This is a genomic window from Streptomyces sp. NPDC002328 (assembly GCF_042890065.1).
In the GTDB taxonomy this organism is placed as follows: Bacteria; Actinomycetota; Actinomycetes; order Streptomycetales; family Streptomycetaceae; genus Streptomyces.
Map to the genome: position 1 here is coordinate 35,352 of NZ_JBIARQ010000021.1, position 26,666 is coordinate 62,017.

Genomic DNA, 26,666 nt, shown 5'->3' on the forward strand with positions numbered 1-26,666 from the left:
TCACCGAGGACACGGCCATGGACTACCTCGCGTCAGCCGCGGTGGACCGGAAGCCGACGGCCACAGCGTCGGCGCCGATGAGAACGACGCTCCTGCGGCCGGTGGACTACTGCGTCGTCCGGTCGATCAGGCGGGCGAGTTCGGTGACGTACGGTGGCTCGAACAGGGTCAGGTGGTCTCCTTCCAGGACGTGGTGGGTCAGCCGGGTGGGGGCACAGACACAGGACCAGGAGCGGATCGCGGTGCGCCGGAAGTCCGCATCCTGTTTGTCGGCCTGGACGAGTGCGACCGGGCCGGCGTACCGCGACGGGCGGTAGGCCCGGGCGGCCCGCAGATGGGCGCGGTTGGCGCGCCGCCGGAGGTCCAGCCGGAGCAACTCGGCGGCGCTCATGTCCTCCTCCGCTACGGGACCGGGCTTCTCCCGCTCGTCGTCCTCGTCCAACTCCGGGAGCTGTGCGGAGAGGTAGCTCTCGACGAGGAAGACCATCTCCGTGCGCTCACCCTGCAGTTCGAGCAGCCGGGCCATTTCGAAGGCCACCAGCCCGCCCATGGACCAGCCCAGCAGCAGATACGGGCCGGTCGGCGCCACCGCGCGTACGGCCGCCAGATAGCGGGCGGCCAGCGCCTCGACGCTCTGATCCTCGTGGTCGGCACCGTCCGCCGATGTCTGGAGGGCGTACAGCGGGCCGCGCAGCTCGGGACAGGCGGCGAGATGGCGGAAGCCGGTGGCCTCGCCGCCTGCCGGGTGGACGCAGAACAGCGGGGCGCCCTCGCCCCGGGATCGCAGTGCCACGATGTCGTCCGGAAGCGTGTGCGGGACGGTGTTGCGTGCCTTGAGCAGCCGGGCCAGATACTTCGGCGTGGCCGCCCTTCCGAGCCGCCCCACCTCGTCATCCGGCCCCGGCCTCGCCTCCGGTTCTGAGAAGAGCACGGGGACCGGGAGCTCGGCGTGGAACTCCCCGTTGAGCCGTGCGATCAGCCGTACGGCCAGCAAGGAGTGGCCGCCGAGCGTGAAGAAGTCGTCGTCCGCGCCGACGGGGGCGACACCGAGCAGTTCCTCGAAGACCCGGGCCACGGCGGCCTCCACCGGGTCGGCCGGCGGTGTGTCGGCCCCGTCCGCCGACGAGACCGGGGACCCGGTGGGGCCGGCCTGGACGAGGGATCGCACCGCGGCCTGGTCCACCTTGCCGTTCGATGTGAGGGGTATCGCCTCGGTCCTGGCATACGTGGTCGGTACCAGTTGGGCCGGCAGCCGCTCGGCCAGGTGAGTGCGTAGGGCCTGCGTCGCCGTGGTGTGGACGTCGTCGGCGACGATGCAGGCGGCCAGGTGGTCGCCGCATTCCTCGTCCGCGACCAGGACGACTGCGGCGTCCCGCACACCGGGGTGCCGCAGCAGCGCGGCCCGGATCTCCTCGGGTTCCGCCCGTACCCCGTTGACCTTGATCTGGTCGTCCACTCGCCCCAGGTACCGGATCAGGCCGTCCGGGCCGACGCAGGCGAGGTCGCCAGAGCGGTAGAGACGGCGTCCGGGCTCCGGTGAGAAGGGATGCGGTACGAACCGTTCGGCGGTGGCGGCCGGGGCGCCCAGATATCCGCGGGCGAGGCTCGTGCCGCCTATGTAGATCTCACCCGGCACACCCACCGGCACGGGGGCGAGGTCCTCGTCCAGGACGAGGACCTCGGCGTGGTCCATGGGCCGGCCGATGGGGACGGGGCCGGGGCCGTCGTGGGCGCCCACCTCGTGCACGCACACTCCGACGGCGGTCTCGGTCGGCCCGTACTCGTTGAAGATCCTCGTCCCCGGGGCGTGTGCCGTCCAGGTGTCGACCGCACTCCTGTCGAGGGCCTCACCGCCGAGGATGAGGGAGCCAGTGGTACCGGTGATGTCTCGTGGTTCCACGGACTGGTTGACCACCTTGAGGTGCGACGGGGTCAGCTTGAGCAGGTCCAGGCCGGTCCGGTCGGCCAGGTCCGCGGAGAGGGCGAGGGCGTCCCGCCAGGCGGGGTCGAGGAGGACGGGGCGACCGGTGACCAGCGGCAGGAACAGACTTGTCACGGTGAGGTCGAAGCCGATCGAGGAGTGCGCCATCGCTCCGCCCTCGCCGCCCCGTCCGTACGCGCCGTCGCCCTGGCTGCCGTCCTCGCCGCCGTCGCGAACGGCACCCGCAGCGAGGTACGTTCGAGCGCTCCACAACAGGTAATCGCACACGGCCCGGTGGGGCAGCATCACCCCCTTGGGTGTCCCGGAGGAGCCGGAGGTGAACATGATGTACGCGAGGTTGTCCGGGCCTGCCTCGCACGACCGTCCGGATTCGGCTCCCGCGTCCGTACTGGCGGGTGGCAGGTTGCGCAGGTCGAAGCACGCGACGCCCTCGGCCGCCACCGCCTCGTCCGGACGGTCGGTGAGCAGCGTGCGGCATCCGGCCCGCTCCAGCAGTTCCCGGGTCCGCAGGGGCGGAAGGAGTGGATCGAGCGGCACATACGTCCCTCCGGCCTTGAGCACGGCCAGCAGGGCCACGACCAGCGCGGTCGAGGGGGCTGCCCGCACCGCCACCGGGGTTTCGACGCGGACGCCCCGGGCGCGCAGCACGCCACTCCACCGGTCTGCCCGCGTGTCGAGTTCCCGGAAAGTCAGCCGATCGGTTCCGGCCACGACGGCGAGGGCATCCGGGGAACGTCGGGCCTGCTGCTCGACGAGGCCGTGCAGACACCGGCCGTCCGCCGTCCTCGGGGGGCGGGACCGCAGCTGGGCAGCGCCAGCCGCGGGAGGCAGGCTCACCTCGCGCACGGGGGTGGCGGGCGTGGCCAGCAGCTCGGCGAGCAGTATGACGTACTGGTCGGCGAGCACCCGGACATAGGCGTCGTCGAACTGCCGGCTGTCGTAGTGCCAGGTCGTGCGGCCTTCCGTCGTGCCCAGGGCGCAGGTCAGCCGCAGGGCGTGGGACTCGGCCTCGACGTCGTCCCAGGCCACGGCGAAGGTGACACCGTTGGCGCACCGCAGTGCCGGGGTGTCCACGCAGACGAAACCGATGTCGCGCCCCGCCTGATCCGCGGCACCGGCGGACGGGGCGTCCTGCTGGGTCTCCTCGGCGTCGGACAGGGCGCGTTCCGCGCGGGCTGCGAGGGCGTCGAGGACCAGACCGGGGTCGATCCGAGCGGTGATCTCCGCCCACTGGGCGAAGTGGCCGAGGACGGTGGCCGTCTCCTCGAACTCCCGGCCGCTGAGCAGCGCGTCGACGGTGATGTTGCGCTGTCCGCCGATCCTGGCCAGCAGCGTCTGCCAGCAGCCGAGCAGCACAGCCCCCGGCCGCACGCGCCGCCGCCGCGCGTAGTCGTGGACGGCCGTCGTGACGGCGTCCGGCAGGGGCGCGGTGACAGTACGGCGCTCCGGTCGGCCGGAGCCGGGAGGCCGACGCAGCGGCAAGGACAGCCGTGAGGTGGGTCCGCCCAGTGCCGGGTGCGGTGGTTCCTCGCCGAACTCCTGGTGCTGCCACTCGGCGAACTGGCTGTATTGCAGCACCTCGTCGGTGGGCGGTGTGCCCGCGTACCGCTCGGCCAGCTCGTCGACGAGCAGCCGCAGCGTGTGACCGTCTGCGGCCAAGGCGGTGGTGGTGAGCAGCAGCGCGTGCCGGCGGGGGCCGAGGGCGAAGAGGTCGGCCCGCAGCACCGGGTCGTCCGGCCCACCGTGCGGCAGCTTCCGCCGGGCCCGGACCTCCTCGTCGATCCTGCGGCGGCGCCCCGTCTCATCCAGGTGGCTCAGCTCTGCGTGGAACCAGCGGGGACCCAGGCGGTCCGCGTCGTCGACCACAAGCAGCGCGTTGCGGGCGCCCGGCACCCGCCGGTAGACCGAGCGGAGAATCTCGTGCCGGGCCACCGTGTCGTGCAGCGCGGCCGTGAGCCGGTCCGTGTCCAACTCGCCGTCGACGGTGACGAGCACCTGCGCCCAGGACAGCACGCCGCGCTCTACGAGCTCCCACAGCCGCCGCTGCCGGAACGACAGCCGGAATCCCTCCACCTGCGGCGCCTGCTCCGCCTCCGCCGTCACTGGTACCTCACCATGTCGCCCATGGCGACGAGGAGTTCCCGCTCGCCGCAGAAGGGATTACGGGCATGGGCGGTGAGGATGTTGTCCAGCAGCATCACGTCACCGCGCTCCCAGGGGAAGGAGACCTCCAGCTCCTGGTAGACCCGTATGATCTCGTGCATCGCCTCGTCGGGTATCTCGGTGCCGTCGCCGAACCGGCAGCTGCGCGGGAGTTCCTCCAGGGCCATGGTGGACAGCAGCGACTCCCGTACCTCCGCGGAGAGGCAGGCGGTGTGCCAGTGCTGTGCCTGGTTGAACCAGGACCACTCGCCGGTGCGCGGATGGCGCAGCACGGCGGGCCGTACAGCGGTGGTGCGCAACCGGTCGCCGTGCCACTCGTAGCACAGTCCCTGTCGGGCGCAGCGGGCCTCGGCCTCGGCCCGGTCCCCGGTCCGGAAGACGTCCCGCCAGTCGAGGCCGAGTCCGGTGCCGTAGTTGCGGACGTACATGACCCCCTTGGCGGTGAACTCCTCGCGCACCGCCGGGTCCAGCCTTCGGTGGACGGCGCGGCTGTCGACCAGGGGTGTCTCGCCGCCGGAGGCGGCCGGGCGGGCGCAGCAGAACCAGATGCGGGTCGGGCCCTCGTCGTTGAAGGAGTTCTCGTTGTGCCAGAGCAGTTTCTCCTCCGGCGGGAAGAACACCGGCGTGTAGACGTTGCCGCTGAGTGCGGCTCGCGGGTGCTCGCCGTTCTCGCCGAAGAGGTCGTCGACGAACACGGAGGCGAAGCGTTCCAAGGCGTCCGGGTCGGTGACGGCGAAGCCCCGGAACAGCAGGGCGCCGTGCCGTTCCAGGTCGGTGTCGAGCCGGGTGCGGTGCGAGCGGGCCCAGGCCACCAGGTCGACGTCGGGGCGGCCCGGGCGCAGCACGAGCGGCAGGTCGGCGCCGTCCCGCAGCGGCTCCCGTACGACCACGTCGTCCGAGGCCACGGCGACCTTGGTGGGCTTGATCCCGCGCAGGGCCCCGGGGCCGCGCCGCCTGACCCGGCCCGGAGCGGAACGGGCCGTGGGAGCCGTCGTGGGCAGGGGCGCTTCGGCGATCGAGGCGTCCGGCCTGGCGGCCATGTCCGCGACCAGCGCGACGTACTGCTCGCGCAGTTCCTCCATGGTCGACGCGTCGAAGAGGTCGGGATCGTAGTTGAGGAACCCGGCGACCCCGTCGTCGTCCTCCTCCAGGACGAGGGTGACGTCGAAGCGGCTGGTGTCGATGAGGTCCAGCGTGAACGGGCTCAGCCGCAGGCCGGCCATGGCGTCGGCAGCCCGCCGGTTGCTGTTGAGGACCAGCTTTATCTGAAACAGCGGGCTCTGGTTGCGGGTGCGGGGCGGGCTGAGCGCCTTGACGACCTCCTCGAACGGCAGGTCCTGGTGCGCGTAGGCGTCCAACGCCACGTCCTTGGCGCGGCCCAGCAGTTCGCGCCAGGTCGGAGCACCGGTGAGGTCGGCGCGCAGCACGATCTGGTTGACGAAGAAGCCGATCAGCGGTTCGGTCCTGCTGTCGGAGCGGCCGGCGACGTCCGAGCCCACCACGAGATCGGTCTCCCCGGTCCGCCGATTCACCACCGCGTACAGGGCAGCGAGCAGCGCCATGAACAGGGTGCTGTCCTCCTCCCGGCACAGCGTGCGTATCCCGTCCGTGGTCGGGGCCGGGATACGGAAACGCAGGCTCTCGCCCCGGTTTTCGGGGTGCGCCGGGCGCGGCCGGTCCACGGGCAACCCCGGCAGGTCGAGGATGCCCCTCAGGCGTGCCGTCCAGTGATCCACCAGACGGTCGAAGTGGCCGGCCTCGGCGAGCCGGCGCTGCCAGACCGCGTAGTCGGCGTACTGCACGGGCAGTTCGGGCAGGCGGGGCGCTCGGTGCTCGCGGCCCGCCGTGTACAGCTCAGCCAGCTCGTCCAGCAGGACGGCGGCCGACCAGCCGTCCACCGTCACATGATGGGCCGTCAGCAGCAGAACATGGTCCTCCGCGCCCAGCCGGAGCAGCCCGGCCCGCAGTACGGGCCCTGTGGCCAGGTCGAAGGGCTCGGCGTACTGCTCCCTGGCCAGCCTCCGCGCCTCCGGTTCCCGTCGCTCCGGCGGGTAGAAGGTCAGGTCGGTGAGCGGGAGCGCGGGAGGCTCGGCGGGCAGTACGGTCTGGAACGGCTGCCCGTCGCGGGCGGTGATCACGGTCCTGAGTACCTCGTGCCGCCGTACGATCTCCGCGACCGCCCGGCGCAGCAGGCCGACGTCGAGTTCGCCCGTCAGCCGGGCGAGGACCGGGAAGTTGTACTGGGCGGTGCCTGGGTCCATCTGGTGGAGGAACCACAGGCGTTCCTGGGCGAAGGAGGCCGGTACGGTCCCGTCCCGTTCGGCGGGGGCCAGAGCGGGCAGTACGGGCCGGTTCTTCTCGGTGACCAGGCCGTCGACGAGGGCGGCCAGTGCGCCGAGCGTCGAGGCGTCGAACGGCCCGCGGATCGGCACCTCCACCTCGAACTCCTCCCGCAGCCGGAACACGAGGCGGAAGGTGAGCAGGGAGTGCCCGCCAAGGTCGAAGAAGTCGTCCTCGGCACGGATACCGTCGCGGCCGAGCAGTTCGCTCCAGATGGCGGCCATCCGCCGTTGCGTGGACGTGAGTTCGGCCTCCGGCTGCCGCACCCCGTAGTCCGCGGTGCCGTCCTCGTCCTCGGTTGTCAGCAGCAGGTCCGTGAGCGCGGCGCGGTCGACCTTGCCGTTGGCGTTGAGCGGGATCCGGCGCAGTACGACGTAGCGGGCGGGGAGAAGGGGACCGGGCAGGCGTTCGGCGAGCCGGGACTCGATCCCGGGCAGTGCGGCAAGAGCCGCGGGGCGCCACAGCGGTGCGGTGGCGAGCCGGTGCGGTTCCGCCGCGGTGACGACAGGCGGTAGGGCCGCCGGCGGCGTTCCCCGGCGGTGCAGCAGCAACTCGTAGGAGCCGTCGGGCCGCCCCTCGGCCCAGCTCGGTTCGGCTTCGTACCCGTGGCGCCCGGCCAGGCGGCACAGCTCCTCCGGGTCGTCGCCCGGCCGTACGGCGTCCGGTGCCGCGCCGGAGAGCCGGGCCAGCAACCGCAGGTCCTCCGCCAGCCGGGCGTTGGGGATGCCGCGCAGCACGAGCCGATCGGGGCGTTCGGCGCCGAGCAGCGCGTCCAGGCCGTAGGCATCCAGACCCTCCGCCTGCCAGTCCCGCTCCGGCGGTGACCCGGCCGGCCCGGCCCCGCGGCCGTCGTCCGCCGTGCGCTCGCCGGTGACGGTGAGCACGACGTCGTAGCGGTAGCGGGTCAGTTCGTTGTCGGCCCTTCCCGGCTTCGGCAGGACCCTTACCGAGCCGACCCGCGGCCACCGTGCGGTCAGTCCGCCGAAGAACCGGGGATCGAGGCATAGTTCGTTCTCGGTCTCCACGCGCCAGGCGGTCTCGGCGCGCAGGACGGCGTCGGGCGTGCCCGGCTTCGCCCGGTGGGCGGCGACGGAGGCGTGGAAGGCGTCCAGTAGGGCGAGGTTGCGCAGATCGCCGAGGAACACCTGGCCGCCGGCGGGCAGCGCGTCGATCGCCCGCTCCAGCACCGCCAACAGGTAGTCCACGGACGGGAAGTACTGGACGACGGAGTTCAGGATCACGGTGTCGTACGTCTCTCCCGGGCGGATCGCGAGATGGGCGGGGCCGACCCGCAGCCCGATCCGCTCGGGGGCGACGGTGGTGCCGATCTCACGCCGCAGCCGTTCGATGACCTGCTCGGACAGGTCGACGCCCTGGTAGAAGTCGCAGTCGGGGGCGACCCGGGCGAGGATCAGGCCGGTGCCGCAGCCGATCTCCAGGGCCCGGTTCGGCCGCAGCGTGCGTATGCGGTCGACCGTGGTGTCGAGCCACTCGCGCATCGCGTCGGCCTCGATCGGATCGCCGGTGTAGCTGCTGTTCCAGCCGGCCAGGTCGAACGACGGGTCGGCGGGGCGCTCCGCGCAGCCGTAGGTGTCCTCGTACAGCGTCTGCCAGCGGCTCACCCAGTCCGTCTCGGCCGCCGCGTCGGGCGGTGCGCCGGCCTCGGTGTCGGGGCTGACGAAGGCGACCAGCTGCCGGGACTCGGGGGCGGGACCGTGTGCGATCACGGCGGCCTCCCGGACCGCCGGATCCCGGGCCAGCTCGGCGGCCACTTCCTGCGGCTCGACCCGGTGACCGCGTATCTTCACCTGGTCGTCGAGGCGGCCCAGGTATTCGAGGTCTCCGCCGGCCGGCCGGCGCACCCGGTCACCGGTCCGGTACAGACGTCCGCCTGGCTCGCCGCCGAAGGGATCGGGGACGAAGCGCTCCGCCGTCAGGCCGGGGCGGTTCCAGTAGCCGTGACATACACCCGCCCCGCCGACGTACAGCTCTCCGGGCGCGCCCGGTGGCACCGGGTTCATCGCCTCGTCGAGCACGTACAGCCGGACGTGGTGCACGGGCCTGCCGATCGGCACGCGGCCGAAGCCGCCGGCCGGGTGCGCGCTGTCGTACGCAGCGCAGGCCACGGCGGTCTCCGTCGGGCCGTACTCGTTGACGATCCGGGGCGCTCCGCTGGCCGTGCGCCAGGCCGCGAGCTGCTCCTCGTGCAGTTCCTCGCCGCCGACGACCAGGGTGCGGGTCCACGCCCCGGCACGCGCGGGGGCCGTGGAGCCCTCCAGCATCTTCAAGTGGGAGGGGGTGAGCTTGACGAAGGCGAGGCCGGTGTCCGCCTCGGCCGAGGCGCGCAGGGCCTCGCCGGGTGTGCCGGAGTCGTCGGCGAGCAGCAGGCGCCGACCAGCCAGCAGCGGGGCGAAGAGGCTGGTCACGGTCAGGTCGAAGGAGAGCGAGGAATGCACGGGGACAGCGCCGTCCGCCCCGGGCGGCAGGTAGGTCTCCACCGCCCACAGCAGGTAGTTGGCGACCTGACGGTGGGAGAGCATGGCGCCCTTGGGCCCGCCGGTCGAGCCGGAGGTGTACATCAGGTACATCAGGTCGTCGGGCCCGCCGTCACCTTCCGGCGGGGCCCCGGTCGCCTCCTCGGTCACCCGGTCCATGTCCAGCACGACGGTCGGGATGTCCGGGACCGCCGGGTTCTCCGGTCGTGCGTCGGTGACCAGCAGCACGGCCCCGCTGTCGTGCAGCATGTGATCGCGCCGGGCCTTCGGATAGGCCGGGTCGAGCGCCACGTACGCGGCGCCGCTCTTCAGGACGGCGAGCAGCGCGACCAGTGCTTCGGGCGTGCGGGGCAGCAGCACCGCGACCACGCGGCCGGGCCCGGCACCGAGGCCACGCAGCCGGTGGGCGAGGCCGTTGGCGCGGCGGTCGAGGTCTCGGAAGGTCAGGTCGGCGCGTCCCTGCGCCGACACGGCCACCGCGTCGGGCGCGGTGCGAGCCCGCTCGGCGAAGAGCCGGTCCACGCGCGCGTCCTCGGGGCGGTCGGCAGGTGCGCCATGGCCTTCGCGCAGGACCTGCTCGCTCTCCACGGGCGTCAGCAGCGGCAGTTCATCGATCCGTGTGTCGGGGGTGGCGGTCACGGCGTCGAGCAGGACACCCAGCGATCGGGCGAGCCGCTCACCGGTCGCCGTGTCGAACAGGTCCGTGGCGTGGATGAGCCGGCCCTCCAGTCCGGCGTCGGTCTCCCAGATGTTCAGGTCGAGGTCGAAGCGGGCGGCGTCGTGGTCCAGGTGGTCCAGTGGAACGAGCTCGATCCCGCCCGGCAGGGTACGAACCGGACGCGGCGGCGTGTTGTGCAGGGTGAAGTTGACCTGGTAGATCGGGTTCCGGCCAGGGCTGCGCTCTGGGTGCAGCCGCCGGGCGATCAGGTCGAGGGGCACGTCCTGGTTCTCGTACGCCTCCAGGCACGTCGTGCGGACTTCGGCCAGGAAGTCCTCGAAGGACGCCTCCGGTGCGACCCGCGAGCGCAGCGGGACCGAGTTGGCGAAGAAGCCGACCAGATCGTGGAAGCCGCGGTAGCGCCGGTTGGCAACCGGGGTGCCGACCACCACGTCGTCGTGGCCGCCGTACCGGGCGAGCACGATCTGGAACGCCGCGAGAAGCACCATGAACAGGGTGCTGCCGGTGCGCGCGGAGATCTTCCGCAACTCGTCGGTCACGGGCGCGGGAACGGTGAACACCGTGGACTCGGCGCGCCCCTGGGGGCGCTCGGGCCGGGGACGGTCGGCGGGCAGCGGCATCGGGTCCGGAGCACCGGCCAGCTGGCGTTCCCAGTAGTACAACTGGCCTGCGGCCTCGGCGCCTTCGGCCCACTCGTGCTGCCAGCGGGCGTACTCGGCGTACTGCACCGTGTGGGCGGGCGGTTCGGGCGCCTGCCCGTCCAGGCGCGCCCCGTACGCGGTGCCCAGATCGCTCAGGAGGACGCCCAGCGACCAGCCGTCGACGACCGCGTGGTGGAAGGTGAGTACCAGGACCGCGTCGTCGGCGGCGAGGCGGAGCAGCCGGAACCGCATCAGCGGTCCCTCGGCCAGGTCGAACCGTTCCTCGGCGTCCGCCCGCGCGAGTCGCTCGGCCTCCGCCTGCCGGTCGTGCCCGGGCAGCTCGGACAGGTCGACGACGGGCAGCGCGCGATGCCGGTGCGGCAGAACCCGCTGCACCGTTCGGCCGTCCCGTACCGGAAGGACGGTGCGCAGGACGGCATGGTGGCGCAGCAGGTCGTTGAGGGCGGCTTCGAGGGCGGTGTCGTCCAGTGGTCCGGTGAGGCGGTGCACGACGGGGCTGTGGTAGGCCGGGCTGTCCGGATCCAGCCCGGACAGGAACGCCATCCGTCGCTGGGTGAAGGAGGCGGGGGCCTCCCCGTCGTCGTCCAGGGCGGGCAGCCCGGTCGGGGCGCCCTTCTCCCATAGACGCTGTCGCAGCAGGGCCCGCTGCCCGGCAGGGAGGCGTTCGATCCTGCCCCGCAGATCCGCGTCGATCGCGTCGGCCGTCTTCGTGGTGCGCGTCATGCGGCTCCCCCTGCTCGTCCCTCGGCGCGCCGGGACTCGGCTAGCCGCTCCAGTTCGGCCACCAGGCCATCGAGTTGTTCCGAGTCGCCGTCCGCTCGCGCGGACGCCGGTACGGCCGCCGCCTCGTCGGCGGCCCGCTCGACCTCGACGGCGAGGCCGGCCAGGGTCGGTACGTCGAACAGGGTGCGCAACGGCAGGGCTACGCCCAGTCGTTCGCGGACCGAGGTGCGCACCACCGAGGCCAGCAGCGAGTGACCGCCTATGAGGAAGAAGCTGTCGTGCACCCCGAAGGACCGCACGCGCAGGGCATCCGCCCAGATCTCCCACAGGGCGTGCTCCGTCGCCGTCCTCGGCGGCACGGTGTCGGCGTCCGGCAGGCCGGCCGCGCCCTCGGCGATGCTGGGCAGCGCCCGTCCGTCGATCTTCCCGCTGGGCGTCGTGGGCAGCTCGTCGAGCAGGACGACATGGCCGGGCACCATGTGCGACGGCAGCCGGTCCCGCAGCCCACCCAGCACCTCCGGCGGGGACGGCCGGCGCCCCGGCCCGGGGACCACGTAGGCGACGAGCCGCCGGTCCCCGGCGACGTCGACCGCCCGCACGACGCATTCGCGCACGTCGTCGCGGTCCAGCAGCGCCGCCTCGACCTCCCCCGGCTCTATGCGGTAGCCACGGATCTTCACCTGCTGGTCGGCCCGGCCGAGGAAGTCCAGCGCCCCGTCCGGGAGCCTTCGCACCAGGTCTCCGGTGCGGTACATCAGCGCCCCTGGCCCGGAGGCGAACGGATCCGGCAAGAAGCGCTCCGCGGTGTGGCCCGGGCGGCCCAGATAGCCCCGGGCGACCCCCAGCCCGCCGACGTACAACTCGCCTGTCACCCCGATCGGTACTTGGCTCAGTTCCTGGTCCAGCACGTGCAGCGTGGTGTTGGTGAGGGCGGAGCCGATCGGCACGCTCGGGGTGTCCTCGGGCAGCCGGTCCACCAGGTGGGTCGTGGAGAACGTCGCGTTCTCGCTCGGGCCGTAACCGTTGTGCAGGTGCCCGGGCGGCGCGCCGCCGCGCAGCACCGCGCGCGTGCGTCGGGGGTCCATCACCTCTCCGACGACGAACAGGTGGCGCAGCCCGCCGAAGGCCCTCGGGTCGATGTCGGCCACCCGGTTGAAGAGGGTGCCGGTGAGGGCGACGATCGTCGGCCGCAGCTCACGCAGCGCGGCCAGCACCTCGTCGGGCCCGAGGGGTTCGTCGCCGGGCAGCACGTCCACCCGGGCGCCGTTGCACAGCGCCCCCCACACCTCGAAGGCGGTGATGTCGAAGGCAGGGTCGCCAAGGTGCAGCAGGACGTCGCCGGGGCCGATGGACACGTAGTCGGTCGCGGTGATCAGTCGCACGACGGCCCGATGGGGTATCCCCACAGCCTTGGGCCGCCCGGTCGACCCGGAGGTGTGCACCACGGCGGCCAGCCCGACGGGGTGGGAGCGGGACCGCGGAAGCATGCTGTGGCGGCCCTGCCTGACGTGCTCCGGGCCACCTGCCACAGGCGTGTCGTGTGCCGGGCCCGCCGCGGGGAGCCCCCGCCGCCGCGGGGTGGTCGTATCGGCGCTGTCGTGTTCGGCGTCGGTGAGTCGCAGTACGGGTACGCCCAGACCGTGCAGCCAGGCAGGGGGTTCGGCGCGGCTGACGACGGCCGAGATCTCGGCGTCGCCGGCCATGAACCACAGTCGTTCCTCGGGGTGGCCGGGGTCCAGGACGAGGGGGGCGCCCCCGGCCAGGAGTACGCCGAGCATGCCCGTGACCAGGTCGGCGGAGCGCGGCATGTGCAGGGCGACGACGGAGTCCGGGGTGACGCCGGCCGCGATCAGGGTCCGACCGACACGCTCGGCCCGCTCCCGCAGCCGTGCGTACGTCCAGGTTCCGGTGCGGTCGGTGAGGGCGACGGCTTGCGGGGTGCAGTCCGCCCAAGCCAGGAACAGGCCGTCCACGGTGGCCGGTTCGGGCAGGGGACGGTCGGTGGCGTTCCACGCGTCGATCTGAACCCGGTCCTCGGGCGACAGTACCGGAATGTCCCCGATCCGACGGTCGGGAGTCTCGGCGAGGGCGGTGAGCAGCGCGCGGAAGGCGGTCGCCATGCGGTCGGCCGACTCCGGCAGCCACAGGTCGGACGCGAGACGCAACTCGATCGCGAGGTCGCCCCGCTGGTCGTCATCGCCATCGGTCACCGTGCACTGCAGGTCGTAGGGGACGGTCGCGTCGTCCAGGGTGAGCGCGGACGTGGTGAGTCCCGCGGCGGTGAAGCCCGTACGCCGCGCCCCCCTCACGGCGAAGACCGCCCGGCAGAGCGGGTGGCGGCTCAAGTCCTGCTCTCGACCGAAAAGTTGGACGAGCCGTCCGAAGGGGACATCAGCGTGCCGCTCCGCCTCGTCCCGGGTGCGTGCGACGCGACGCACCGCTTCTCGTAATGAGGGACGGCCCGCCAGGTCGACCCGCAGCAGGAGCAGATCCTCGTACGGCCCGAACGCTGTCCGCGTGGACTCCGGCGGGCGACGGTCCACGGGGGTACCGAACACCACGTCGTGCCGACCCGTCCAGCGCGCCAGCAGCACGGTGAAGGCGACCGCCGGCACCGTCCACGCCGGTACGCCTTCCTCGCGGGCGAGCCGCCGCAGGGCCTCGGCGTGCCGGGCGTCGAGGAGCAGGCCGCGGCCCGTCGCCCGGTGAGTCGGTGTCCTCGGCCGCATCCGGTCGACCGGCAGGTCGAGCGGCGGGAGACCCGCCAACCGCCGCTTCCAGTACGGCAGCACCTCATCCCGGACTTCCCGCTCCAGGACCGCCCGGTCCAGGGGCGTCCGGTCCAGGGGCGTCCGCTCCGCGTGCGAGAGCGGGAGCTGCGCCGGGCCCTCGCTCGATGCCGCGTAACGGCGGGCAAGTTCATGCTCCAGCACGGTGAGCGACGCCCGGTCGGCGACGATGCGGTGCGCTGTCAGCAGCAGCACGTGCCGCTCCTCGTCGGTGCGCACCAGGGTGGCACGCAGTGCGGGCCCGCTGCCGAGGGCGAAGGGCCGACCGCTCTCCTCGGCGAGTGCACCGCGCAGCTCCGCCTCGGGCACGGATCCGTTCCGGGCGTTCGTCCCCGGCGTGGATCCTGCTCTGAGGTCCAGGTGCCGCAGCGGCACGTCGGCCGTCGCACGGACGGTACGGCGCGGCCCGTCCCCACGATCGTCGAAGGTACTGCGGAGCAGCTCGTGGCGGGAGACACAGTCCCGCAGGGCAGACTCCAGTTGACCGGCGTCCAGCGGGCCCTTGATCAGAGTGGCGGAGGACACGTGGTGGACCGGGGCGGCGACGGCGATCTGCTCCAGGTACCACAGTCTTTTCTGGCCGTGGGAGAGCGGCAGCCGGGGCGCCCCCGCCGAGCGGGCCGTCGGTCGTGTTTCCAGGTCGTCGTGCACGATGGCCTTCCCTGGTTCGCGGTACGGGGGTGCGGTGACGGACCGAGGGTCAGCCCGCCCGGTCGGAGCCCTCCGCCACCGGTGCGTCCTGTTCGCCCGCCCGCAGGCGACGGCGCAGGCTCAGCGGACGCATGTCGGTCCACACGTCCTCGATATGAGCGAGACATTCGGACTTCGGGCCGGTCCTGCCCGCGTCCGACCATCCGGCCGGATTGTCCCGATCGGCGGGCCAGACGGAGTACTGCTCCTCATGGTTGACCACGACCTTGTACAGCCGGTCGTCATCGTCGGGCTTCGGCGTCATCCCCGTGACTCTCCTCTCGTGGTAGCGGCGCATCAGTGGGCCGCGTCTGCGGGAGCGGTACGGCGGTCTGCTCCGGCCGGCGCAGTCGAATGGGAGTAAAGGCGGCGGCCACCACCACGGCCAGGAAGACGACCGCCACCGCGGTCAGCGGCCCACGTGTCCCCAGCCGGCCGACCAGGGCGGTGAGCAGAGCCGCGCCGAGGGGCGCGAGGCTGCCGTGGATCGTCCAGAAAGCAGAGGTGACCCGGCCGAGCAGATGGTCCGGCGTGACCTGTTGCCGCAGGGACATCGAGCAGACGCCCGCCAGCGCCATGCCGAAGGAGTACAGACAGATCGTCACGGCCGCCACGGACACCTGCCCGGTGCCGCCCAGCACCAGCACCGACACCGAGCACAGACTCATCGCGCCGAGCCAGCAGGGGCCGAACCCCCAGGAGCGGCGCAGCCAGGCGGTCGCGGCGGCAGCCACGCAGGTGCCTGTCCCGGCCAGCGCGAGGACGTAGCCCACCGTGCGTTCGTCCTGGCCAAGACCGTGCCGCAGGTGGTAGATGAAGACGTCGGTCATGCCCAGGCTGAGGAAGGTGGTGACGGTCAGCAGCACGGTGAGCGCCCGCAGCACCGGCGTGCGCCACAGGAACGCGGCGCCGACCCGGAAGCCGGAGCGCAGGTCCTGGGCCCGGGCCGCCTTGCTCTCGGCCTCGTTGGCCGGCGGCCGCGCGATGGGCCTGAACCTGATGAACGCCAGGCCCACCAGAGAGATCCCGAAGCTGCCCGCATTGATCGCGACGGCGGCCGTCGGCCCGAAGAACCCGGCCACCACACCGGCCAGGGCTGGGCCGGCGATGTACGCGATCGCGTTCGTCGCCTCCAGCCGGCCGTTCGCCGCGACGATCTGCTCCTTGTCGACGAGGTTCGCCACGGCGGTGACATATGTGATCTTGAACAGCATCTCGAAGAGCGAGGCCAGCGCCATGACCACGTACAGCAGCCAGATCTGCGGGCTCAGGGCCCAGCAGACCGGGATCGCGCCGTACAGCACCAGCCGGGCGGCATCACACAGCATCAGCAGGCGCCGCCGGTCGAAGCGGTCGGCCCAGGTGCCGCCGACCAGACCGGTGAGCAACGAGGTGGCGCCGGCGACGGCCGTGAGCAGCCCCATCTGAGCCGCCGACCCGGTGGTGTGCAGCACCAGCAGCGGAAGCGCCACCAGGGAGAAGGCGTTGCCGACCTCGGACAGCGCCTGGACCGCCCAGAAGACGGAGAAGTCCCGGTTGGACCAGAGTGAACGCGCGACCATGCGAGGGTCTTCCGTCCTGGGGCTAGCGGTCGGGGGTGTACGGCTCCGCCATGGCGACCGCGATCCGGCGGGGCCCCGTGAACGGCTCGCGGCCGTGCGAGACCAGCATGTTGTCGATCACCAGGACGTCGTCCGCACGGTAGTCGAAACGGGTCGCCGCGGCCCGGTAGCAGGCCCGGAGATGGTCCATGACGGCGTCCGGGATGGGTCCGCCGTCGCCGTAGTAGGTCTGGCTGGGCAGATTCTCCTCGCCCAGCATCTCCAGCAGCCCGAGCCGGACTGATTCCGCCAGCGTCGTGACGTGGAAGACCGTCGCGTGGTTGAACCACACCGGCTCGCCGGTCACCGGATGCCGGTGCACGACCTCCCGTACCGCCCGGGTGCGCAGCCCGCCGCCGGGCAGCCACTGTGCCTCGATGTCCCGCTCCCGGCAGTACCGTTCGACCTCCGCGCGGTCCTCGGTGGCGAACGCCTCCTGCCACGGCAGGCCGACCAGGTCGCCGTAGTTGCGTACGACCGTCCAGCCGCGCCGGTCGAACTCCCGGCGCACCTCGTCGTCGATGGCGGCCAGCACCCGCCGGGTGTCGGCCAGCGGCGTGGCGCCCCGGGTCAGCGGCGGGCGCACACAGTGGAAGTACAGGGTCAGCGGCCAACTCGCCTGGTACGAGTTCTCGTTGTGCAGGAAGATCTCTTCACCGGGCGGGTAGTCGGTGGACGTGTAGACGTTCCCCTTGATCACACTCCGGGGGGAGGAACGCTCGGTGTACGGCAGCGGCTCGCCGGAGAGCGCGCGGACGACGTCCGCGAAGCCGTCGGCTCCCCCGACGTCGAAGCCGCGCAGCAGCAGCGCACCGCGTTCGCGCAGCGCGGCCCGGAGTTCCTCCCTCCGGGCGCGCAGCCGTTCGACGGCCGACTCGCCGTGTCCCTCGAGGACCAGCGGGAGCATCGGGGTGGTCTCGACCGTCATCGCGGCGCCTCCGACAAAAGCGGCAGCAGCCGCCGGGCGCCGGACGTGGCGCGCTCCTCCCGCGCGGGTTCCTCGATCTCACCGTCCGCTCCGGTCAGCACCAGGCTCATCACCCGGCCGTTCTCCGCGAAGAGGAACCGCTGTTCGGTCAGCGTGCCCAGGCGTTGCCGCAGATCGTCTGGCCCCTCCGGCCAGTCCCGGGCCAGCTGCTCGGGCTTGGCCGGCGAGGACAGTCGACGCAGCAGCCGACCGGTCACCGAGTCGACCGGGTGCGTCCGGAGAGCCCCGGAACGGGAATCACGGACCGTGAGCCGGCCGTCGTCATCGGCGACCAGCCGCAGCTCGCGACGGGCCGCTCCGTCCTCCTCGTACCAGGCTGCACGCCACTGGGTGACCAGCCCGCTCAACTCGTCGTGCCACTCGACCGCGTCGAGCATGTACGGCGCCAGGTTCTGGTCGGCGAAGAAGTACGCGAGATCGGCCAGCGCTGACTCCTCGAAGGGATACGTGAGGGAGTAATAGTCCACTGGCTTCAGGACGAGCCCGTACTCGTCGCTCCGCTTGAAGTAGGGACTGAAGCGGTCGAAGCGCACCATGTACACGCCGTGCGGCGGCACCAGGTGGACGAAGTCGCGCAGTTCCTCGGCGTACTTGCGGTAGACCGTCGGGTCCTCGCCGGGGAAGCCGATCAGCAGGTTCCACTCGGGCTTGATCCCGAACTCCTCACAGTTCTTGAGGAACTGCAGGTTCTGGAACGCGGTCGTGCCCTTGCCCATCAGTTTGAGCGTCGAGGAGGACAGCGCCTCGATGCCGGGCTGGACGACGGTGACGCCCGCGTCCGTCATGGCGCGCAGGTCCTGACGGCTCAGGGGGAGCTTGACCTCGTAGAAGATCTCGGCCCCCGGCGGCGGGTCGAGTCGAGGGAATACCTCACGCGAGTAATTGCGTGGCATCACATTGTCCGTGCAGAAGAGCGAGGTGTAGGTAGGCGCGAAGCCGAATAGCCACTCGAACTGCTTGACTGCCAGGTCCGGAGCCATGGCCCGAAAAGCCATGCTTTCGCCGTTCAGCCCGCAGAAGGTGCAGTGCGAACGCTGTCCCCACCAGCAGCCGCGGGACGTCTCGAAGAACAGCATGGGTTTGCTGGTACCCGTGCGCCGCAGTTCCGGATGGCCCTCCAGCGCCTCGAAGAAACTGTCGTAGTCGGGCAGGAAAAAGTCGTCGATATCGCGTTCCGCGCCGATTGCCTTGCGGAAGCGCGGGTCTCCGCAGTTCCGCTCGGAAAGGATTCCTGGAACGGCATCGGCGCGCTCCAGATCCTCGTCGAGGACACACCGCAGGAACTCGCCAAAAGTGTTCAGCGCGGGCCCGGAGAAGACGAAGTCGACGGCCGGCACATGCTCGGCGACCACCGAGCCCATGGGCGCCTCGCAATTCGCCCCACCGAGCACGACGAGCGTCTGGGGGCTGCGTTCCTTGATCAGCCACGCCAGGGCGATACTCGGCACATGCTGGGCGAACATCGAGCTGAACCCCACGATGTCGGCCTCGTCAAGCCGGTATCGGCCAATCAGTTCCTCGCAGAACTCCCGAAGTCCGTCCCGCGCCGAGAGGATCTGCTCACGGAAGTCGGCCCACCGGGCACCCCGATAGTAGCGCTGAAAGTACTCGGTGGCAGTGTCGGCCTCGCCTGGAAAGGCAATGTGCCGGAACAGCCAGTCCCCGATCCCTGTGTCCACATGATCGTGACTCACGGAGAGGGCCTCGTACAGTCGTGTCCCGAAGAACTCGGCCATGTCCTGGTTGAGATAGCACACGTGCGCTTGCACCCGGTCGGCGAACTCCCGGTGAACGAGAGTCGACAACTGCCCCAGGGCGAATGACGGACGATTCCAGTCGGCGAATGGCATGTTCACTAAAGCGACATGCAACAACTGTGGCCTCCCCGTGATCGTTCGTTCCGAGTCTAGTGCGCCATGGCTTTAGTCGGCAGAGATGTTCAGGCCAACGGGGATTCCGACGGGCGCGGGACGGGGTCCGGATGGACTCGGGTTCTTTTCCTGCTGCCGCACAGATGCGTTCGCAGTGGTCCGACGTGTGTTCGCCGAAGATTTCGCGGGCGTGGCGGCTGGACCTCACGCTGGATGACGCGGTCGGGGCGGGGGTAATGATCTGGCCATGTGCAACAAGCGCTTGCGCCAGCGGATGGGAGGCCCGACCTCTGGACGTACGCCTCGTCAGCGCACAGTGGACGATGTCGCGGAAGCGGGCGTCGTGAAGTACGGCGTGGCAGGTCCTCGTCAGTCGACCGTCGGGGCGAGGGGTCCTGGCGCGAGCCGCGTACGCCGACAAAGCCCACGATCCCGGGGTGCGCGTTCGCCGAAGAGTCCGACTTCTCCGTCTTGATGGGCTCGACCGGCACAGCGATGCCCGACGTGGCACGGGCAGTCTCTGCGCGTCCTGACCTGTGCCGTCACGGTCCCGTGTTCCAGCAGTGAACCCGTATGTCGGAGGCGGTAATTGACTGGGTGTCCCTTGGGTTCCGGCGAGTTGCGGTCGCCCTTCGTCACCGGCTCCAGGATCGCCACGCACTCCACATGATGCGTCATCGGGAACCCGTCACAAGGTATGTGGACGGGAGAATCTGTGTCTGACGGACTCTCTCTCCTCCTTTGCCCGGTACACCGGGCTGTCCGGGTTTCTGATCCCCGTGGCCGTCATGTTGCTGCTCGGCCGGCTGGTCAGCCGCTGGAGGCGCTGCGGGATGCCCGGCGCAGCGCTCGCCACCGGGCCGCCCCGGACGCGTCCGGGCGAAACCCGGGCGCGATTCGTACGGGCCGACACGGTGGGCCGGTGATGAGGCTGGACATCAGGACCGACTCGTCGCCGAGTTTCACCTCGTGCACATCGGCGTCCGCCCCCCGGACGCCTGCCCGGGTGTGGCTCAGGCGTCGATGATGACGGGGATGATGAGGGGCTTGCGGCGGTGGGTGCGGAATGCCCAGTTCGCCACGGCGCGGGCGACGAGTTGTTCGAGTTGGCGTGCGTCCCCGACGCCTTCCTCGGCGGCGGTGGCCAGGGTCTTCTCGATGACGGGGACGACCGGCTCGAAGGTGGCGTCGTCGTGGACGAAGCCCCGGGCCAGGAAGTCGGGGGCCTCGGCGAGGGCGCCGGTGTCCGCGTCGACGATCGCCACCACCGTGACCACACCTTCGGCGGCAAGGGCGAGGCGGTCCTTGAGGGACGCTTCGGTGGCGCCGCCGACCTCCATGCCATCCACGTAGACGTTGCCGGCGGGGACCTTGCCGGTGATGGATGCGCGCCCGTCGACCAGGTCGACGACGACGCCGTCCTCGGCGATGACGACCCGCTCGGGGTCGACACCGGTACGGATGGCGAGGTCGGCGTTGGCCCGCAGGTGGCGCCATTCGCCGTGCACGGGCATGACGTTGCGGGGTTTGACGATGTTGTAGCAGTAGACGAGTTCGCCGGCGCTGGCATGCCCGGATACGTGCACCTTGGCGTTGCCCTTGTGGACCACGTGGGCGCCCCACCGGGTGAGTCCGTTGATCACCCGGTAGATGGCGTTCTCGTTGCCGGGGATGAGGGAGCTGGCGAGCAGGACGGTGTCGCCCTTGCCGATGCGGATCACGTGGTCGCGGTTGGCCATCCGTGACAGCGCGGCCATCGGTTCGCCTTGGGAGCCGGTGCACACCAGAGTGATCTTGTGGTCCGGGAGCTTCTCCAGCTCCTTCGTGCTCACGACCAGACCGGAGGGGACCTTCAGATAGCCCAGGTCACGGGCGATGCCCATGTTGCGGACCATCGACCGGCCGACGAAGGCGACCTTGCGGCCGTGCTGGTGGGCGGCGTCCAGGACCTGCTGGATGCGGTGCACATGGCTGGCGAAGCTGGAGACGATGACCCGGCGTGGCGCGGTGCGCATCACCTGCTCGATCGCCGGGTTCAGCTCACGCTCGGAGGTGGTGAAGCCGGGTACTTCGGCGTTGGTGGAGTCGGTGAGGAACAGATCCACGCCCTCCTCGCCGAGACGGGCGAAAGCCCGCAGATCGGTGATGCGGTCGTCGAGAGGAAACTGGTCCATCTTGAAGTCGCCGGTGTGCAGCACCATCCCGGCCCGGGTGCGGATCGCGACCGCGAGGCTGTCGGGGATGGAGTGGTTGACCGCCACGAACTCGCAGTCGAAGGGCCCGAAGCCACGCCGGTCGCCCTCCCGCACCCGCACCGTGCGCGGCCGGATGCCGTGTTCCTTGAGCTTGGCCTCCAGGAACGCCAGCGTCAGCTTGGAGCCGACGACGGGGATGTCGGACCGTTCGCGCAGCAGGTACGGCACGCCGCCGATGTGGTCCTCGTGGCCGTGGGTGAGGACCACGGCCACGATGTCGTCCAACCGGTCCCGGATCGAGGTGAAGTCCGGCAGGATCACGTCCACGCCGGGCTGGGTCTCCTCGGGGAACAGCACGCCGCAGTCGACGATGAGCAGCTTGCCCGCATGCTCGAAGACGGTCATGTTGCGGCCGATCTCACCCAGGCCGCCCAGGGCGATGACCCGCAGCCCTCCTTCGGGAAGGGGCGGTGCGGCTTTCAGCTCGGGGTGCGGATGACTCATACCCTGACGGTACCCGGAGAGCGGGACAGGGTGATCCACTACCTGTGCGATCTCTTCCTCCCGACAGGGTCGGGGCACCACAACGGGTTACCGGGGACGATCCGATGACGCCGGCGGCCGGACAGGGAGGGGTCAAGGCGGTACCGCCTTCGGTGGGTCAGCCGTGCGCCCGGTGGCGCCGGCGAAGATCTCGTGCCCCCGTCGTGGTGGCCGGCCTCCGCGGCCTCCTGGTGCGCCTCGCCGCTGGGCCACTCGGTGTACAGCTGTGCCCGAGCGCCGTCGGCACTGTGCGGGAGGTGCGCCCGATGTTGCCCGGGTGCCCGCCGCCCCTCGGCTGGGCGGTAATCACGGCGTCCGTGAAGGCGCGCTGCCACTCGACTCCATGACGTCCAAGGCCGCGGTGACCAGGCAGCCGGCACAAGCGGGCCGCGGACCGCTGGGGTCTGGGCGGCCCGGTCGTCCAGCTTCCGGTCCGGCCCGGTCGTCCAGCTTCCGGTCGAGGTAAGCCCTTGGCCGCGCAAGGCGCGCTCCGGCGGGGCGCCTCCCGCCTCGACCACCGTTCCGAGGAGACCGACGCGGTCGCTACCGATCTTGCGCAGCTCGAGCGGCAGCAAATACTTGGCTAGCCACATGTTTGCTGTTACGGTATTTATGTGTCCAGCCACCTAAATGGGTGGGGGTACGAGAGGAGTCGTCATGAAAGCCATCCTGTTCGGCCGTTTCGGAGGCACGGAAGTGCTGCACGAGGCGGACATCGAGGTCCCGCAGCCCGGCCCCGGGCAGATCCGCGTCCGCGTCAAGGCGGCCGGGCTGAACGCGCTGGACGGCAAGATCCGCTCCGGGGCACTGGAGGCCGTGTTCCCCACTCTGCTCCCCTCCGTCCCCGGTCACGAGCTCGCCGGTGTGGTGGACGCCCTGGGTGAGGGCGTGCGGGACGTGCAGGTGGGTGACGAGGTGCTGGGCTGGTCGGACACCGGCTCGTACGCCGAGTACGCGCTGGCCACCACCGTGGCCCCCAAGCCCGCCGGCCTCGACTGGCAGCACGCGGTCGCGCTGCCGGTGGCGGGCGAGACGGCCGAGCGGGTCCTGAACCTACTGGGCGTCACCGCCGGGGAAACCGTGCTGATGCACGGCGCGGCCGGAGCGGTCGGAACCCTGGCGGTCCAGCTCGCCACGGCCCGTGGAGCGCGTGTCATCGGCACCGCCGGCCCCGCCAACCAGGACTACCTCGCCTCGCTCGGCGCCACCGCGACCCTCTACGGCGAGGGCCTGGTCGAGCGGGTCCGGGCGCTCGCCCCCGACGGCGTGGACGCGGTGTTCGACCTGGCCGGGAAGGGAGCGCTGGAGGACTCCATCACCCTGCGCGGCGGCACCGAGCGCATCGTCACCATCGCCGACTTCCGCGCGCACCAGCTCGGCATCACTTTCGCCAACGGTCCCCAGGAACGCTCGGCCGCCCGCCTCGCCACCCTGGCGCAGGACGCCGCGACCGGCAAGGTCGTCACCACCGTCACTGCCTACCCGCTCAACCAGGCCGCCACAGCCCAGCAGGTCAGCGACGCCGGGCATGTCCGGGGCAAGCTCGTCCTCACCGTCGACTGATCACGCCCACCGCTGCACCCACACACCCGCCGCTCATGCCGATGACCACCTGTTCATCACCGCACCCGAAGGACCATCCATGCTGAACTCCCTGTGGACACCGACCACAGTCGGTCACATCTCCCTCCCGCACCGCCTGGTCATGGCCCCCATGACCCGTGACCGCTCCACCCCAGAAGGCGTACCGACCGAGCTGAACGCCGAGTACTACGCCCAGCGGGCCTCGCACGCGCTCATCATCACCGAGGGCACCCAGCCGAACGCCGACGGCCAGGGCTATCTCCTCACTCCCGGCATCCACAATGACGAGCAGATCTCCGGATGGCGCAAGGTCACCGACGCCGTGCACGCGGCCGACGGCCGGATCGTCATCCAGCTGATGCACACCGGACGCATCGCCCACCCCGACAACACCCCCCACGGGCGCCAGCCGGTCGCACCTTCGGCGATCCGGCCGCAGGGCGCGATGTTCACCGCGTCCGGGCCCCAGGAGATGCCGATACCCCGGGCTCTGTCGACGCAGGAGGTCGCGACGACCGTCGACGACTTCCGCCGCGCCGCAGCGGCTGCCGTCGCCGCAGGCGCGGACGGCGTGGAGATCCACGGCGCCAACGGCTACCTGGTGCACCAGTTCCTGTCCGACAGCACCAACCAGCGCACCGACCGCTACGGCGGTTCCCTCGAGGGCCGCATCCGCTTCGCCGTCGAGGTAGCCGCTGCCGTGGCCGACGAGATCGGTGCCGACCGCACCGGCCTGCGCATCTCCCCCGGCAATCCGTACAACGACATGGCCGAGTCCGACACCGCCGAGCTGTATCCGGCGCTCCTGCGCGCCGTCAGCCCGCTCGGTCTGGCCTACCTCCACGTGATGCACGCGGGCGACGAGGAGCTGCTGGGCACCCTGCGTGAGCTGTGGCCGACCACGCTGATCCTCAACCGGGCCGGCGCCGACCTGCCCACCCGCGCCAAGGACGTCGACCACGGCACGGCCGACCTCGTCTCCGTCGGCGCCCTCGCGCTCGCCAACCCGGACCTGGTCGAGCGGCTACGCTCTGACGCGCCGCTGAACACCCCCGACCCGGCGACCTTCTACGGCGGCGGAGTGGCCGGCTACACCGACTACCCCACCTACACCGTCTGAGGAACCGCATGTCCGTCCCCACACCCCGCATCCCCAGCACGGCCAGCGAGGGGCCTATGAGCTACGCGATCTTCCAGCTCGCCCGCGCTCACCGCGCCCGCGCCGCCGCCATGCTCCGCGAGATGGACCTGCATCCCGGACAGGAACTGCTGCTGATGCAACTGCTCGACCGGGACGGCCAGACCCAGTCCGAGCTGCTCGACAGCGTCGGCCTGGACCACTCCACGGTCTCGAAGTCCCTGCGCCGCATGCAGGACGCCGGACTGCTCGTCCGCGAGCCGGCCGAACACGACCGGCGCGTCATGGTCGTCCACCTCACCGACAAGGGCCGTGCCATGCGCGAGCCCATTGCAGCCATGTGGCGAGCCCTGGAGGAGACCTCCGCGCTGAACCTGTCGGCGCAGCAGGCAGAGTCCTTCGTCCGCACCGCCTACGCCATCGCCGACGCGATCAGCAGCCGCGCTCTTCCGCAGGAGGAGTCCGAGTAACTCCCCTCGGCTTGCACCCCGGTTTCGGCCTGGAGTGCGAATCGTTTCCGGCGTTCTGCGAATTGGACAGTGCTGCACACTCGGCTCACGAAGGCCCGTGCTGAACGGAGCCAGGCTTCCCGACTGTCGGAAAAAGCCCGGTTGAGCCGAGCCGGTGGATGTGGCGGGACTACCGCTCACTCCGTACGTCAGGAAGAACGGGGATGAGCGGGGCCTCAGTGTCAGGGGCAAGCGCGAGTCGTCCCGGTGGAAGCAGGACGGAACTCATTCGGGCGCAGGGTGACACCCCTGCATGGCCGGCGGGCCCTCCCCCATGCCATCTGGCGGTACATCGAGGACGGACGCATCACCCTCGTCCGGGTCGCCTTCGACCTCCGAATGCTCGTGCAGGTCGGCGGCGACCCGCGCTGCGGATCCGCCCATCTCAGAACCGCCCCTGAGCGACCCGGGCCGACGGCGCCCAGGTCCGCGGCCACCTCTGCCTCGCCCAATCAATCCCCCACCACTGACCTGATGAAAGTGACACCCCCATGACCACCACCCTCCCCGTCCTCGTCGTCGGCGCGACCGGCTCCCTCGGCGGCAAGGTCGTCGACGAACTGCTCAAGCGCGGAAAGAACGTCCGCGCCCTGGTCCGGCCGACCACCGACGCGAGCAGACTCGAAAGCCGAGGTGCCGAGATCGCCCGCGGCGACATGCTCGACCTCGACTCACTCGTCGCCGCCATGAACGGCGCCGACGCCGTCATCACCACCGCCGCCGGCTACACCCGCGGCAGCAAGAACGCCAACGACATCGACACCGTCGGCAACGCCAACCTCGCCGAGGCCGCCCACCGCACCGGCATCCGGCGGTTCGTCCTGACCAGCATCCTCACCAGCGACCAGACCCCCCAAGTCCCGCACTTCTGGCACAAGAAGATCGCCGAGGACAAGCTCGAACAGCTCGGCGTCCCGTTCGTCGCACTGCGCCCGGGGGCATTCCTCGACCAGGTCGCGAGCATGGCGGGCGACCCGGTCGACAAGGGCCGCATGGTGTGGATCGGCAAGGCCACCGTCCCGCTGACCTTCGTCCACACCTCCGATCTCGCGGCATACCTGGCGGCCGCCGTCGACGCCGAGGCCGACAACGGTGAGCGGATCGACATCGGCTGGGACCGTCCGGTCAGCATGCGAGAGGTGGCCGACGTGATGGGCCACCGGGCCGGAAAGAAGATCAAGGTGTGGGCCGTCCCGTCCGCCGTCGCCCGCGCCGCGGGAGCCGTCGCCGGCCGCTTCATGCCCCTGATCAAGGACATGGCCGCGATGTTCCGCTGGTTCGAGACCGGGCGCTACGTCGCCGACCCCCGCCGTCAGGAGCAGCTGTTCGGCCCCGTGCCCACGGCCGAGGACGCCCTCGCCCGGTTCACCGATGAGCTGCGCACCGCACAGCACCGGTGACGGACCCGCGTCCCATTCTCGCGGCCCGGCGGTCTGACCAGGACGCCTCGGCCCATCCGTCCTGGTCGAACCGCTCCACAACCGTTCCGGCCGAGCGAACGGGGGGACGGCGGGGGCGCTCAGGGCTTCCCCTCGGGATGAAGGGCCCGAAGCCTTGCGATCGCGAGGCTTCACCGGTGTCCTCCATTGACGATCAGATGTCCGCAACTGACCGCGGGATTCGCTGGATGTCGACAGAAGATCGAGAGGTGCTGCGGCGACCAGTCGCTGCGGGCCGCAGGGTGGCGACCCTGCGGGTCGTCCTCGATGAGTAAGGAATTGGTATGGGTAAGCGTGCAGCGTCCGCAGGCGCCG

At 71.1% G+C, this 26,666-nt stretch carries 12 protein-coding genes; 4 read left to right on the forward strand and 8 right to left on the reverse strand.

The genetic code is table 11. The features are described 5' to 3' along the window. Window positions 1–106 precede the first annotated feature (106 nt). The 8 genes from ACFYX4_RS34955 to ACFYX4_RS34990 form a co-directional block, all read right to left on the reverse strand. On the reverse strand, window positions 107–4,045 hold the full coding sequence (locus ACFYX4_RS34955; RefSeq protein ID WP_389342215.1) for an amino acid adenylation domain-containing protein: 3,939 nt from the start codon (window positions 4,043–4,045) through the stop codon (window positions 107–109). Further along, on the reverse strand, window positions 4,042–11,004 hold the full coding sequence (locus ACFYX4_RS34960) for an amino acid adenylation domain-containing protein (protein WP_389342218.1): 6,963 nt from the start codon (window positions 11,002–11,004) through the stop codon (window positions 4,042–4,044). The genes ACFYX4_RS34955 and ACFYX4_RS34960 overlap by 4 nt, the downstream gene beginning before the upstream one ends. Continuing rightward, window positions 11,001–14,444, reverse strand: a complete 3,444-nt coding sequence (locus ACFYX4_RS34965) for an amino acid adenylation domain-containing protein (RefSeq protein ID WP_389342221.1) — start codon at window positions 14,442–14,444, stop codon at window positions 11,001–11,003. The genes ACFYX4_RS34960 and ACFYX4_RS34965 overlap by 4 nt, the downstream gene beginning before the upstream one ends. Before the next feature lie 49 nt (window positions 14,445–14,493). After that, window positions 14,494–14,748 carry an MbtH family protein gene (locus ACFYX4_RS34970; protein ID WP_389342224.1) on the reverse strand — a complete coding sequence of 85 codons (255 nt, stop codon included), beginning with the start codon at window positions 14,746–14,748 and terminating at the stop codon, window positions 14,494–14,496. Then, window positions 14,726–16,045 carry an MFS transporter gene (locus ACFYX4_RS34975; RefSeq protein WP_389342227.1) on the reverse strand — a complete coding sequence of 440 codons (1,320 nt, stop codon included), beginning with the start codon at window positions 16,043–16,045 and terminating at the stop codon, window positions 14,726–14,728. Before ACFYX4_RS34975 ends, ACFYX4_RS34970 begins: the two co-directional genes overlap by 23 nt. Before the next feature lie 22 nt (window positions 16,046–16,067). Continuing rightward, window positions 16,068–17,012 (reverse strand): TauD/TfdA family dioxygenase, encoded by a 945-nt coding sequence (locus ACFYX4_RS34980; RefSeq protein ID WP_389342230.1) that lies wholly within the window; start codon window positions 17,010–17,012, stop codon window positions 16,068–16,070. After that, window positions 17,009–18,928 carry a RiPP maturation radical SAM C-methyltransferase gene (locus ACFYX4_RS34985; protein WP_389342406.1) on the reverse strand — a complete coding sequence of 640 codons (1,920 nt, stop codon included), beginning with the start codon at window positions 18,926–18,928 and terminating at the stop codon, window positions 17,009–17,011. The genes ACFYX4_RS34980 and ACFYX4_RS34985 overlap by 4 nt, the downstream gene beginning before the upstream one ends. 1,028 nt (window positions 18,929–19,956) lie before the next feature. Then, complete coding sequence (locus ACFYX4_RS34990) at window positions 19,957–21,642, reverse strand: ribonuclease J (RefSeq protein ID WP_389342233.1); 1,686 nt, start codon at window positions 21,640–21,642, stop codon at window positions 19,957–19,959. 696 nt (window positions 21,643–22,338) lie between these two features. Here ACFYX4_RS34990 and ACFYX4_RS34995 point away from each other — a divergent pair. The 4 genes from ACFYX4_RS34995 to ACFYX4_RS35010 all read left to right on the forward strand — a co-directional run bounded on the left by ACFYX4_RS34995 (window position 22,339) and on the right by ACFYX4_RS35010 (window position 26,312). After that, complete coding sequence (locus ACFYX4_RS34995) at window positions 22,339–23,244, forward strand: NADP-dependent oxidoreductase (RefSeq protein WP_389342236.1); 906 nt, start codon at window positions 22,339–22,341, stop codon at window positions 23,242–23,244. A gap of 79 nt (window positions 23,245–23,323) precedes the next feature. Next, complete coding sequence (locus tag ACFYX4_RS35000) at window positions 23,324–24,385, forward strand: alkene reductase (RefSeq protein ID WP_389342239.1); 1,062 nt, start codon at window positions 23,324–23,326, stop codon at window positions 24,383–24,385. An 8-nt stretch (window positions 24,386–24,393) separates the two neighbouring features. Next, a complete protein-coding gene (locus tag ACFYX4_RS35005; protein ID WP_389342242.1) occupies window positions 24,394–24,873 on the forward strand; it encodes a MarR family winged helix-turn-helix transcriptional regulator in 480 nt (159 codons plus the stop codon). Window positions 24,874–25,403: 530 nt separating this feature from the next. Further along, complete coding sequence (locus tag ACFYX4_RS35010) at window positions 25,404–26,312, forward strand: SDR family oxidoreductase (protein WP_389342245.1); 909 nt, start codon at window positions 25,404–25,406, stop codon at window positions 26,310–26,312. Window positions 26,313–26,666 lie beyond the last annotated feature (354 nt).